This is a genomic window from Mycobacterium sp. (genome assembly GCF_049281135.1).
Lineage (GTDB): Bacteria > Actinomycetota > Actinomycetes > Mycobacteriales > Mycobacteriaceae > Mycobacterium.
In genome coordinates this window covers 1-11,846 of sequence record NZ_JBAPRN010000176.1, presented here as the reverse complement: position 1 = coordinate 11,846, position 11,846 = coordinate 1, and the positions used below count along the sequence as shown (strand labels likewise).

The following is an 11,846-nucleotide window of genomic DNA, read 5'->3' as shown; positions in this document are numbered from 1 at the left end:
CCCCGGGCGCCCCCGCCACCCAGGCCGCCGCACCGACGGGACCGGTTGTCGGCCAGAACCCGGCGCCGTTCACCGGCGCGCCGCCGTTCGTGCCACCGACCTTCAATCCGGTCAGCGGCTCGACAGTCGGGGTTGGCGAGCCGATCATCATCAACTTCGCGCGACCGATCGCCGACCAGCACATGGCCGAACAGGCGATCCACGTCTCGTCGACCCCGCCGGTTTCCGGCAAGTTCTACTGGCTGACCTCCAGCCAGGTGCGCTGGCGTCCGCTCAGCTTCTGGCCCGCGCACACCGCGGTGCACGTCGACGCGGCCGGCACCCAGGAGAACTTCGTCACCGGTGACTCGCTGATCGCCACCGCCGACGATGCGACCCACCAGCTGATCGTCAGCCGCAACGGGACGGTCGAGCAGACCTTCCCGATGTCGATGGGGATGGCGGCGGGCGGTCATCAGACGCCCAACGGCACCTACTACGTGCTCGACAAGAAGGCCAAGGTCGTGATGGATTCGTCCACCTACGGCGTGCCGGTCAACTCGACGTACGGCTACAAGGTGGACGTCCAGGACGCCGTGCAGTTCGACAACAGCGGTGATTTCGTGCACAGCGCGCCGTGGTCGGTGGCCGACCAGGGCAAGCGCGACGTCAGCCACGGCTGCATCAACATCAGCCCGACGAACGCGAAATGGTTCTTCACCAACTTCGGTGCCGGCGACCCCATCGTCGTCAAGAACTCGGTAGGGACCTACAGCAAGAACGACGGCTCCAACGACTGGCAGCTCTAGGCCCTAGTTCCAGATCCTGACCCTGCGTTGCGGATCCAGGAACAACTCGTCGTCCGCGGTGACCTCGAAGGCGTCGTAGAAGACGTCGATGTTGCGGATGACGCCATTGCAGCGGAACTCCGGCGGCGAGTGCGGGTCGATGGCCAGCCGCCGAATCGCCTCAGCATCACGGGATTTGGTGCGCCACACCTGCGCCCAGCCGAAGAACACCCGCTGCACACCGGTCAGCCCGTCGACGACGGGCGCCTCCTTGCCGCCCAGTGACAGCTGGTAGGCGAGCAACGCGATGGACAGGCCGCCCAGGTCGCCGATGTTTTCCCCGACGGTGAACGCACCGTTGACGTGGTGGCCGTTCTCCAGCCCGCGTGGAGTGTAGACGTCGTACTGTTCGATCAAAGCCTTTGTGCGAAGGCCGAATTCAGCGCGGTCGTCATCGGTCCACCAGTCGACCAGGTTGCCGTCGCCGTCGTACTTGGCACCCTGGTCGTCGAAACCGTGGCCTATCTCGTGGCCGATCACCGCTCCGATGCCGCCGTAGTTGGCCGCGTCGTCGGCCTCGGCGTCGAAGAACGGCGGCTGCAGGATCGCGGCCGGGAAGACGATCTCGTTCATGCCCGGGTTGTAGTACGCGTTGATGGTCTGCGGCGTCATGAACCACTCGTCGCGGTCGACCGGGCCGCCGAGCTTGGCCAAGTCGCGGTCGTACTCCAGCGCATAGCCGCGCCGGTAGTTGCCGTACAGGTCGTCACGGACGATGACGAGCATCGAGTAGTCACGCCACTTCGCCGGGTAGCCGATCTTCGGCGTGAACTTGTCGAGCTTCTCCAGCGCCCGCTGCCGGGTCTCCGGCGTCATCCACTCCAGGTCGGTGATGCTGACTCGGTAGGCCTCGCGCAGGTTGGCCACCAGCTCGTCCATCCGGGCCTTGGCGTCCGGCGGGAAGTGCCGCTCGACGTAGAGCCGGCCGACAGCGTCACCCATCAGGTTCTCGACCAGCGCCACACCGCGCTTCCAGCGGTCTCGTAACTCCTCGGTGCCCGACAGCGTGCGCCCGTAGAACGCGAAGTTCTCGTCGACGAGGTCGTCGGTCAGCATCGAAGCGCGCCTACTGATCACGCGCCAGCGCAGCCAGCGCTTCCAATCCTCGAGGTCCTCGCTCTGCCACAGCGCGGCGAACGCGGTCAGCGCGTCGGGCTGGCCGACCACTACCTCTGCAGCCTGCTCGGTCGAGCCGCCCAACCCGTGCAGCCACACGGCCCAGTCGAAACCGGTTGCCTCCGAGATCAATTCGTCGAACGTGCGCAGGTTGTAGGTCAGCTCGGCGTCACGCCGCTTCACCACGTCCCAGTGCGCGGCCGCAATCTTGGTTTCCAGGGCGACGATCTGGGCGGCGGTCGCATCCCAGTCGGCTTCCTGGTCGCCATAGACGAGAGCAAACATTCGCGCGATGTGCGCGGGATACTCCGCAAGGATCGCGGCGTGCTGCGGGTCGCGGTAGTACGACTCGTCGGGCAGCCCAAGCCCCGACTGCGACATGTGCAGCAGGTAGCGGGTGGAGTCCTTCGCGTCGGTGTCGACGTAGACGCCGGTGCCACCACCGATGCCGGTGCGCTGCAATTCGCCGAGCTCGGCCGCCAGCTGGGCGGGCGTCAGCGCGGCGTCGACGCCGGCGAGCTCATCGAGCAGCGGGCGGACGCCGAGGCTCGCGATGGTCTCGGTGTCCATGAAGCTGGCGTATAGGTCGCCGATGCGCTGCGGATCGGTGCCTTCGGCGGCGTTGGCCGCGGCGGCCTCGGTGATGATCTCGCGCACCTGCTCCTCGGCGCGGTCGGCCAGCAACCGAAAGGCGCCGTCGGTGGCGCGGTCGGCGGGCATCCGATGGTCCGCCAGCCAGCGGCCGTTGACGTGACCGAACAGGTCGTCTTGGGGGCGGGCACCAGCGTCGACATAGCTCAGGTCGATGCCCGAGCGGATAGCTTCTACTGTCACGCCACCATTGTTACTTAACCGCCAGACTGGGTCTGATCGGCCGTCCTTTCCCCCTCGCCGCATCGCGGGCCTGCATCGTCGCCCGGCTAGGCTCACGGCCATGCCCGACGAGGAGCAGGTTGAGTCGACCGACGACCACGCTGACCAGGTGACGCCCGACGCCGAGTCCGACGGCCGGGTCTTCTCGGCGTACGGCGTCGCCTCGGCGGTGCTGGGTGTCCTGTGCGTGGCCGCCGTCGCGCTGGGCGTGGTGATCTGGAACTCCCATCGCAGCGACGTCCAGGAACGCAGATACCAGACCCGGGCGTTGCAGGCCGCGGCCGACTGGACGGGTCTGTTGATCAACATGAACACCGAGAACATCAAGGAAAGCCTGCAGCGGTTGCACGACGGGACCGTCGGGCAACTGAACGCCGACTTCGACTCGTCGATTCAGCCCTACCAGCAAGTGGTGCAGCGGTTGCAGTCGCGCAGCCGCGGCGAGGTTGATGCAGTGGCGTTCGAGTCCGTGCACCACGACCTGGACGCGCAGCCCGGCCGCCCCGCGCCGGCTGAACAATTGCCGGCCTCGATTGCCCGTCGCACCGACACGGTCATGGTGGTGGCCACCTCGGTCAGCGAAAACGCCGGCGGCAAACCGCAAATCGTGCACTGGAACTTGCGGCTGGGGATCTCCGACGTGGACGGCAAGCTGATGATCTCGCGGCTGGAGTCGATCCGATGAGGAACGCCTGGCGGGTATTGGCTTTCGACGTCGTGGCACCGCTGGCCGCGATCGCCGCATTGCTGGCAATCGGCGTGGTGCTGGCGTGGCCGGCCTGGTGGGTGTCGTTGTGTTCGGTGTTGGTGCTGCTGATCGTCGAAGGCGTTGCGGTGAATGTCTTTCTACTGCGCCGTGATTCGGTGACAGTGGGCACCGACGACGACGCACCCGCGTTGCGGCTCGCTGCCGTCGTGCTGTGCACAGCGGCGTTGGTCGCGGCCGTGCTCACCGGCTACCGGCACTGGACGGCGCCGGACCACGACCTCAAGGTCGACACGGCCGAGGTGGTACGGATCGCCACCAGCATGGCCGAGGCGACGGCGACGTTCTCACCGCAAGAGCCGATGGCCGCCATCGACCGGGCGGTGGCCATGATGGTCCCCGAGCAGGGCAATGCATTCAGGGACCAATTCGGTAAGGCCACAGGGGATCTGGCGCACCGCAACGTCACCGCGACCGCGTCGACGATGGAGGCCGGCCTCGAGGCAATCGGACCCGATGCCGCCAGCGTGGCGGTGATCATGCGGGCCACCCAGAATGAGCCGGGCCAACCGCCCGACAACGCGGTGCTGGCGCTGCGCGTGACGTTCACCAAACAGCAAGGCCATTGGCTGGTGCTCGGCGTATCGCCGCTGAACCCTCGCTGACAAGCCTCAGCGCAGTCGGGCGTGCTCGACCATCAGGCAACGGTCCATCACGACCTGCACGCCGGCCGCGTCGGCGTCACGCCCGACTTTCTCATGCCACAGACCCTCTTGCAGCCACAGGGTTTTCGGCCGCTGCTCAAGGGCGAGTGTTTCATCCAGCACAGATGGCAAATCGTCGAATCGCCGGAACACGTCGACCATATCGGGCACCACCGGCAGGTCGGACAGCCGCGAATACACATGCGCGCCATCGATTTCGGTGATCGTCGGGTTAACCGGATAGACCTGGAACTGGCCGGTCGACAGCAGATACGAGTAGATTTCGTTGCTGGGCCGAGTTGGTTTGTCCGATGCACCGACTACCGCTATGGAGCGGGTCTCAGCCAGAATCCGCCGCAGAGTCAGATCGTCGGGGCTACCGATCATCTCCTAGCCGCGCGGCGGCCGCGGGCGGGCGCGCTGGGGCGGCTGCTGCGGTTGCGGCTCGTGCGACCGGGCCTTGGCGAAGCGGTCAGACAGCCGGCGCATTCGGATCATCAACGACGCCGACGGGCTGGTCGTGGCGTCGAGGTAGGCGCCCAATTCGTCGGCAGGCACGCCGATCCGGGACGCGAACTCGGGCAACTTCAGCCCCGACCGCTCGATCAGGACACCGACGTGACGGGCCACCTCGTTGCGCTCGTTGGCTTCCAGGTGAGCGCGGGCGCGGTCGAGCACTTCCGCGAGGGCCTTGGAGATGCCGTACGGCCGCGACGTCTCCAGCACTTCTTCGACCTGTCGGGCGGTGCGCCCAAACGGGTCGCGTTTGATCGCGACCGCGATCTGCTTCCAGGTGGCGATGTCACCGCCCTCGAGCGCTGAGCGGATTGCCGAGGTCGGCCAGAACTCGACCGGGCGATCGCCGTTGCGCGGGCGCGCTGGAGGACGGTGCGGCGCCTGTCCATGGCGTCGATCCGCTGCCAACGTCACCTCGCCTCCTCCAGCATCGCCACCGCTACCGAGAGGCAGCGCTGTTTGACGCCTTCCCAGTCTGCCTTCGTATCGGACTCCGGCCAACCGTCGTTATCAAGATCCGACGGATGCGGGTCAGCAAGGCGACGGACCAACTGGCTGGCGATCCATTGTCGCCGGGGTGATTGACCAGAGTAATACCTGTCCATCCCGGCCAGCACCACGGCGGCGGTCTCGGCGTCCATCGTGTCGACCAGCTCAGCAAATTCGGCGAAATCCCGGCTGCTGTTGCGGCTCATGATCAGGTAACCCTTGAGCCGCAGCGTTTCGGCGCCGGTCGGGACCTGCAGCCGGTCGCCGGTGGGCAGCTGCACGTGGGTGGTTTCCAGCGGGCTGCTCCGCTCGAAGTGCGGCTGATCGGGCTCGGTGTCGGCTTGCAACGCGTCGAGGGCAACTGAAAGCCGGCCACGCCACAGGGTGACCGGGTGAACCGGCCGCACGGTACGTGGTGCTGCGCGGCCGGTGCCGTTGCGATGCGCCAGGCCGCCGACGAACTTTCTCGCCACCGACTGACCGTTGGCTCCCGGCGGCGTCCCGATCACCGCCAACTGGCGGGTGGCGGAGCTGGCGACGTAATTACTGTCCTTGACCCGTGCCTGGACGTCGCTGCTGCGTCCGCATCCGATGAAGGCCAGCGGATCGGCGACGGTGATCGCGTCGGGCACCAGGTTCTTCAGCCGCGCCGCGGACTTCAGCACGATCCGCAGGTCGGCGCTCGGCACCGCAGGTGCTGAGATGTCGTCAGGGATCATCACGATGTCTCCAAGATCGACTGCGGGCAATGGCTTTTCGAAGTCAACCGACGGCAGGATGCGCTCCAGCCAGGCGGGCAGCCACCAGTTCCACTCAGCGAACATCGCCATCAGGGCGGGCACCATCACCAGGCGCACCACCGTGGCGTCCACCGCGATCGCGACCGCGCACGCCACCCCGATCTCGGCCACAAGTGGCATACCGGCGAACGCGAAGCCGATGAACACCGCGATCATGATCAGCGCGGCGCTGGTGATGGTGCGCGCACTGGTGCTCACGCCGTAGGACACCGCGTCGCGGGTATTGCCCGACTGCAAGAAGCGTTCCCGGATGCGGGTCAGCAGGAAGATCTCGTAGTCCATCGACAAGCCGAACGTCATGGCCAGCACCAGCGGCGGAACCGTGCTGTCGATGGAGGTGATCGGCGCAAAGCCGAGCTTTTCCAGCCACCCCCACTGGAAGACCATCACCAAGCTGCCGTAGGCCGCGGCCACCGACAGCATCGTCATGACCACGCCCTTGAGCGCTAGGAACACCGACTGAATAGACAGCAGCAACATCACGAAGGCGATCAGCGCGACGAAGACCAAAACCAGCCACTGGGTGCGGGACACCTGATCGTCGAAGTCTTTGATCAGCGCGGTCGGCCCACCGACGCTCACCTGCGCCGAACCGCCGGCCGCTTCGGGAAGGTGGCTGCGCAACCAGGTGATGGCGTTGCGGGCGCCGAGATCCTCGGGGTCCACCGACAGCATCGCCGACAGCATGGCGCTGCTGTTGTTGTCGGCGAACACCGCTGGGGCCACCGAGGCGATGTTGGGGGACTGGCTTATCTGCTTGCTGATATCGGCGATCGTCTGGGCGTGCGCGGCCGAAGATGCGTCGCCGTCGGGGAAGGTCACCAGCACCTGCACCGGGCCGAGCGCGCCGGGACCCAGCGCCTCGGACGCCGCCGACACCCCCGCCCGGATCTCGTGTGAGGAGTTGAATTGGCGAAGCAGGCTGTTGCCCAACACCATTGACAGCGCGGGCACCGCCATCGCGAGCAGTACCGCCGATGCCGTCAGCGCCGACACCCACGGTCGGCGCATCACGCCGCCGATCCAGTGCGTCCAGAACCGTGACTGCGTGGTTTCGGGGCGCCGTGACAAGTGCAACGCCGCCGACCGCTTGGCGGCCGACCGGCCGATGGTCGCCAGCACCGCCGGCGTCATCGTCGTCGCCGTCAGCATCGCCACGGTCACCGCGAGAATCGCGCCGGTGGCCATGGACGCCAGCGCCGGGGTGTCGATCAGATAGATACCGGTCAACGACGCGACGACGGTCATTCCGGACAGCGCGACGGCCAGGCCCGACGTCGCCATCGCCGCGTCGACCGCCTCCTGAGGTTGGCGTCCGGCACGCAGCTCCTCGCGGAAGCGCATCAGGATGAACAGCGAATAGTCGACCGCCAGCGCGATACCGAACATCGACACCGTCGAGGTAACGAAGACCGACATCGTGGTGTAGGCCGACAGTAGATAGACCAGGCCCATCGTGATCGCGACGGTGCAGATACCCAGCGCGAGCGGAATCGCGGCGGCGGCCAGCGAGCCGAACACCGCCAGCAGCACGATCAGGATGATCGGAAAGTTCCACTGCTCGGCTTTGGCGATGTCGTGTTTGGTGTTGGCCGCCGCGGCCGTGCTGAGCGCACCCTGGCCAATCACGTACAGCCGCACCCGGCCGTCGGCCATCTGCCCCGGCCGTTCGCCCTGGACACCGATCTTGACCCGCAGCTTCTTGGCGGCGTCGCTGGCGCTGGCGTTGTTGGTGGAATCGAGCCGCAGCGACACCACGTACGGCCGGTCGGGCTGCGGCGAAGGCTGCGCCGCATTGGGCACCACCGCCACATCGGTCATCTGTTTGGCGACCTGCTGTAGAAAGCCGGCCGCGGCATTCATGTCTTCGTAGCTGGCGTCCGCGCGCGGCGCCGCCACCAGCGCCAACGGCGAGGTGCCCTGGTCGGGGTAGTGCGCCTCGAGTTGGTCGTGGACCCGCAGCGACTGGGAGCCCGGCACGTCGAAACCGCCACCGGTGAGGTGACCCGACTGGGTCATCACCAGGTAGATCGCGGGTAATAGCGCGAGAAACCAGCCCGTGAAGACCAGCCAGCGAAACCTGCGCAGGTTGCTGCTCAAGCGCATCATGAAGTGCTGGATTTCGGTCTCCCCGGCATTAGCGTTGCGTGTCCGCGAGCCTACCCCAGAGACCTATGTGCCCATGCCGCTGAGCTGCAACAACTCGGCAACGATGCGGCGTTGTGCACAGGTGTGACGAGATTCCCGTCCGCTGAGTTGGCGACGGCGACGGACTGGATGGCAGGATGGCCGGCGAGTGTCGGCATTGCGCCGCACGCTGTCTGCGAGGCGAACCTGTCCTCGCAAGCCACGAGGAGCCTTTATGACGTCCCAGACTGTGAACACCGCGGCGCTGCGCCGCCGACTGCTCGCCATACTGGCCGCGACCGGACTGAGCGGCGCCACGGCAGCGGTGTTGCTGTCCGCGCCCGCCGCCGTCGGAGCCTCAGACCCGTGTGCTGCCAGTGAGATGGCCAGGACGATCAGCAACGTTGCGCGCTCGGCGGGCGACTACCTTGACGGGCATCCGGAGACCAACCAGGCGATGACCTCGGTGATGCAGACGCCGGCGGGTCCACAGTCGGTCAGCTCGCTGAAGGGCTACTTCGACGCCAACCCCAAGGCGGCCAGCGATCTGCAGACCATCGCGTCGCCGCTCGCGGGGCTGTCGAGCCGGTGCAAGATGTCGATCAGCCTGCCCCAGGTACTCGGCTTCATGCAGTCGGCCCAGGGTGCGGTTCCGGGCGGGTTGCCCGGCGGTATGCCGAGCGGCGTGATCTCCGGTGTTCAGAACCCGCTGCCGGGCGGTGCGGCGGCTGTGCCCGGCGCCGCCGAAGCCGTGCCCGGACTGAGCGCTTTCAAATAGGGCGCCGTTCAAGTAAGTCGTTCGTCCTCGGCCGGCGGTAGCGGGCCTTGCAGGGCGTCGGGCGCTTCGATGACCTCGTGACACGGCGTTGTCTCTGATTCGTCATCGGGGTCGAGTGCGTTCTCGGTGCGGAACATGAAGAAGAACACCACCCAGCCGACCGCTGCGAGCAGCAGCCAGCTGATCAGCCGGTAGATCAGCATCGTCGAGATCGCGACGGGCAGCGACATGCCGCTGGACACCAGGCCCGGCACCAGCACCGCCTCCACCATCAGCAGGCCGCCGGGCATCAGCGGGATCGTCCCGACCGCGCGGGCGGCTGCGCAGGCGACGGTCAGACCGCCCACCGAGGGATGCGCCCCCGCGGCGTACGCCGCGAAACCCAGGCATGCGACGTCGGCGAACCGGTTGATCAGCGACCAACTGAAGGCCGTCGCCAGGTCGCGCCGGCTCAGGCTGACCGACTCCAGCTGGCAGAGCATCTCCCGCCATTTGGCCAGCCCGACGTCGGCCGGCTTGCCGCGTAACGCGTTGAACCGCGTCAGCACTCGGCAACCGATCCCTTCGATCAGTTCCGGTCGTGACGCCACCGCCTGGGCCAGCAGCAGCAGTGCGACGAAGCCGCCCAGGGTGAACAGCAGCGAGAACGGGTTGTTCTTGGCGCCGAGGAAGAACGCGCCGCCGAGCCCGAGCAGCGCCAACCCGACCGCCTGCAGCACACCGGACATCACCAGCTGCCAGGACGCGACCAGCGTCGACGCGCCCCAAATCCGTTGCTGCCGAAGGAGAAATGTCGCAGCGAGTACCGGTCCGCCGGGCAGCGTGGTGCTCAGCGCGTTGGCCGCGTAGTAAGCGGCTTCGGACCGTAACTTGTTGACCCGCACCCCGGCCGCCACCAGCAGTGTCCGCTGAACCTCCGCGAAGCTGTGCATCAGCAGGACGGCCGCCAGTGCGGAAGCCAGCAGCCACCACCAGTTCGCCGAGTAGAGGCTGCGGGCGGCCTTGGCCAACTGGTCCCACACCAGTGCCAATTCGACAGCCAGCACGATCGCGACGACGGCCAGGGTGACCCACCGTAGCCACCAGTACTTGCTGCGGGCATGCTCGTCGAGCTGTCCGTTGACGTTGTTGGCCGCTGCACCCTGCGACACGTGTTCAGCGTAGCTGCGCAGGCCGCGCCCGAATCGCTGCGCGGCGCGGGTGTCCGCATTGTTTTACCCGCATGTGACCTGCGCACCGACGGTTAGGGTGGGCCCTATGCCATCAAGGGCCGCCACCGACTCCGCCGATTCGGTAGAACCGATCGTTCGCAAGACCGCAGCCTGGGCCTGGCGGTTGCTGGTGATCCTGGTCGCGCTGATCACGTTGCTATGGGTGATCAAGCGACTGGAAGTCATCGTCGTCCCGCTGCTGCTTGCTTTGATGCTGTGCGCGTTGCTGGTTCCGATCGTCGACTGGCTGGACCGCCGCGGTGCGCCTCGCGGCGGCGCCGTGGCGTTGGTGATACTGGCCGGTTTCGCGATCCTGGGCGGCATCATGACGTTCGTCGTCAGCCAATTCATCGTCGGCGTACCGGATTTGGTCAACGAGGTCACCCGCAGCATCGACACGGCCAAAAAATGGCTGATCGAAGGACCGCTGCATCTGAGCCGCCAGCAGATCGACCACGCCGGCAATACCGCGATCCAGGCGCTGCAGCACAATCAGGAAAAGCTGACCAGCGGGGCTCTGACGACCGCAACCGCCATCGCTGAAATCGTCACGGCCGCACTGCTGATGATGTTCACGCTGATCTTCTTCCTCTACGGCGGCCGCAACATCTGGCACTACGTGACCAAGATGTTCCCCTCCGACCACCGGGAACGGGTGCGCGCCGCGGGCGTCGCCGGATTCCGCGCGCTGACCGGCTACGTGCGGGCCACCTTCCTGGTGGCGCTGGTCGACGCGCTGGGCATCGGCACCGGGTTGGTCATCATGAGCGTGCCGCTGGCGCTGCCACTGGCCTCACTGGTGTTCCTCGGCGCGTTCATCCCGCTGGTCGGTGCCGTCCTCAGCGGCTTCCTGGCGGTGATAGTGGCGCTGCTCGCCAAGGGATTCGTCTACGCGCTCATCACGCTCGGCCTGCTGGTCGCGGTGAACCAGCTCGAAGCTCACATCCTGCAGCCGCTGGTGATGGGCCGGGCGGTGTCGATCCATCCGCTGGCGGTGGTGGTGGCGATCGCGGCCGGCGGCGTCCTTGCCGGGATCGTCGGGGCGCTGTTGTCCGTGCCGACCGTCGCGTTCTTCAACAACGCGTTCCAAGTCTTGCTGGCCAAAGATCCGGACGCCGCCGAGGAAACCGAGGACGACGAGGGCTCGATCATGGAAGTCGAGCCGGACGAGCTGGAACCCAAAAGCAAATAACCCCAACCGGATTCGCGGCTACATGCGCCCTTCGCGGCGTAGCAGATCCGCGGCACTGAGCCCGCCGCCGCGGCGGCGCGGTGGGTTCTCCCCTCGAGCGTTGAGTTTCTCGGTGGCCGTGTCGGGGTCCTTGTTCTCCCGCGGCGGAGTCGGGATCGCGGTGGTGGCGTCTGCGGGTTCATCGGGCTGCTGCCCTGGCGATTGGTCGCGCGGAATCTGCAGCGCCCGGGTCTCGTCGGCGGTCGGCTGCGGCGGCGGCGTGGGGCCGGCGCCACGCGGGTCGCCACTCTTCCCGCCGCGCAAGTCGCTGAGCCAGGACTCGATCTCGCGGTCTTCCCCGCGAGCGGGTGGCGGAGGAACCTGCGGCGGAGCCGGCGGTCGTCCGGTCGACGGGTTCGGCTGAGCCGAGAAGCGAGTCGTCGGAGCCTCTTTCGGCTCGGGCCGTCCTGGAGCCGGCATTCTCGTGGTGCCGGCGGCCGATGGTGCGTCCGGAGCCGGCGGGCGGAG

At 67.0% G+C, this 11,846-nt stretch carries 10 protein-coding genes and 1 pseudogene; 5 read left to right on the top strand and 6 right to left on the bottom strand.

The features are described from left to right. Window positions 1-788, top strand: a 788-nt coding sequence (locus WAN02_RS07065; RefSeq protein WP_422263450.1) for a L,D-transpeptidase, incomplete at its 5' end; no start/stop codon positions are given. Between the two features lie 3 nt (window positions 789-791). Here the strand turns inward: WAN02_RS07065 and WAN02_RS07060 are convergent. Further along, window positions 792-2,777, bottom strand: a complete 1,986-nt coding sequence (locus WAN02_RS07060) for a M13 family metallopeptidase (protein ID WP_422263449.1) — start codon at window positions 2,775-2,777, stop codon at window positions 792-794. A gap of 100 nt (window positions 2,778-2,877) precedes the next feature. Between WAN02_RS07060 and WAN02_RS07055 the strand changes: the two genes are divergently transcribed. Together WAN02_RS07055 and WAN02_RS07050 are read left to right on the top strand one after the other, a co-directional pair. After that, complete coding sequence (locus tag WAN02_RS07055; protein ID WP_422263448.1) at window positions 2,878-3,501, top strand: hypothetical protein; 624 nt, start codon at window positions 2,878-2,880, stop codon at window positions 3,499-3,501. After that, complete coding sequence (locus tag WAN02_RS07050) at window positions 3,498-4,187, top strand: hypothetical protein (protein ID WP_422263447.1); 690 nt, start codon at window positions 3,498-3,500, stop codon at window positions 4,185-4,187. Before WAN02_RS07055 ends, WAN02_RS07050 begins: the two co-directional genes overlap by 4 nt. Before the next feature lie 6 nt (window positions 4,188-4,193). On the opposite strand, the gene WAN02_RS07045 is transcribed toward WAN02_RS07050, so the two are convergent. Genes WAN02_RS07045 through WAN02_RS07035 form a run of 3 tightly spaced genes read right to left on the bottom strand, consistent with a single transcriptional unit; the run spans window position 4,194 to window position 8,140 of the window. Further along, a complete protein-coding gene (locus WAN02_RS07045) occupies window positions 4,194-4,613 on the bottom strand; it encodes a CoA-binding protein (protein WP_422263446.1) in 420 nt (139 codons plus the stop codon). 3 nt (window positions 4,614-4,616) lie between these two features. After that, a complete protein-coding gene (locus WAN02_RS07040; RefSeq protein WP_422263445.1) occupies window positions 4,617-5,156 on the bottom strand; it encodes an XRE family transcriptional regulator in 540 nt (179 codons plus the stop codon). Further along, window positions 5,153-8,140 carry an MMPL family transporter gene (locus WAN02_RS07035; RefSeq protein ID WP_422263444.1) on the bottom strand — a complete coding sequence of 996 codons (2,988 nt, stop codon included), beginning with the start codon at window positions 8,138-8,140 and terminating at the stop codon, window positions 5,153-5,155. Before WAN02_RS07035 ends, WAN02_RS07040 begins: the two co-directional genes overlap by 4 nt. Window positions 8,141-8,393: 253 nt before the next feature. Here WAN02_RS07035 and WAN02_RS07030 point away from each other — a divergent pair, with 253 nt between their 5' ends. After that, entirely contained in the window at window positions 8,394-8,936 is a 543-nt protein-coding gene (locus WAN02_RS07030) for a hemophore (RefSeq protein WP_422263443.1), read from the top strand. Window positions 8,937-8,944: 8 nt separating this feature from the next. On the opposite strand, the gene WAN02_RS07025 is transcribed toward WAN02_RS07030, so the two are convergent. Continuing rightward, the gene (locus tag WAN02_RS07025) at window positions 8,945-10,087 is read right to left on the bottom strand and encodes a lysylphosphatidylglycerol synthase transmembrane domain-containing protein (RefSeq protein ID WP_422263442.1); all 1,143 of its coding nucleotides are present in this window, start codon (window positions 10,085-10,087) and stop codon (window positions 8,945-8,947) included. 106 nt (window positions 10,088-10,193) lie between these two features. Between WAN02_RS07025 and WAN02_RS07020 the strand changes: the two genes are divergently transcribed. Beyond that, a complete protein-coding gene (locus tag WAN02_RS07020) occupies window positions 10,194-11,339 on the top strand; it encodes an AI-2E family transporter (RefSeq protein ID WP_422263441.1) in 1,146 nt (381 codons plus the stop codon). An 18-nt stretch (window positions 11,340-11,357) separates the two neighbouring features. On the opposite strand, the pseudogene WAN02_RS07015 reads toward WAN02_RS07020, so the two are convergent. Beyond that, a pseudogene (locus tag WAN02_RS07015) lies at window positions 11,358-11,846 on the bottom strand (hypothetical protein); the annotation flags it as partial.

What these genes read in the sequence shown, in the direction of transcription:
- WAN02_RS07055 (WP_422263448.1), top strand. Translation starts at nt 2,878, where the DNA reads ATGCCCGACGAGGAGCAGGTTGAGTCGACCGACGACCACGCTGACCAG.
- WAN02_RS07045 (WP_422263446.1), bottom strand. Translation starts at nt 4,613, where the DNA reads ATGATCGGTAGCCCCGACGATCTGACTCTGCGGCGGATTCTGGCTGAG.
- WAN02_RS07050 (WP_422263447.1), top strand. Translation starts at nt 3,498, where the DNA reads ATGAGGAACGCCTGGCGGGTATTGGCTTTCGACGTCGTGGCACCGCTG.
- WAN02_RS07030 (WP_422263443.1), top strand. Translation starts at nt 8,394, where the DNA reads ATGACGTCCCAGACTGTGAACACCGCGGCGCTGCGCCGCCGACTGCTC.
- WAN02_RS07020 (WP_422263441.1), top strand. Translation starts at nt 10,194, where the DNA reads ATGCCATCAAGGGCCGCCACCGACTCCGCCGATTCGGTAGAACCGATC.
- WAN02_RS07035 (WP_422263444.1), bottom strand. Translation starts at nt 8,140, where the DNA reads ATGATGCGCTTGAGCAGCAACCTGCGCAGGTTTCGCTGGCTGGTCTTC.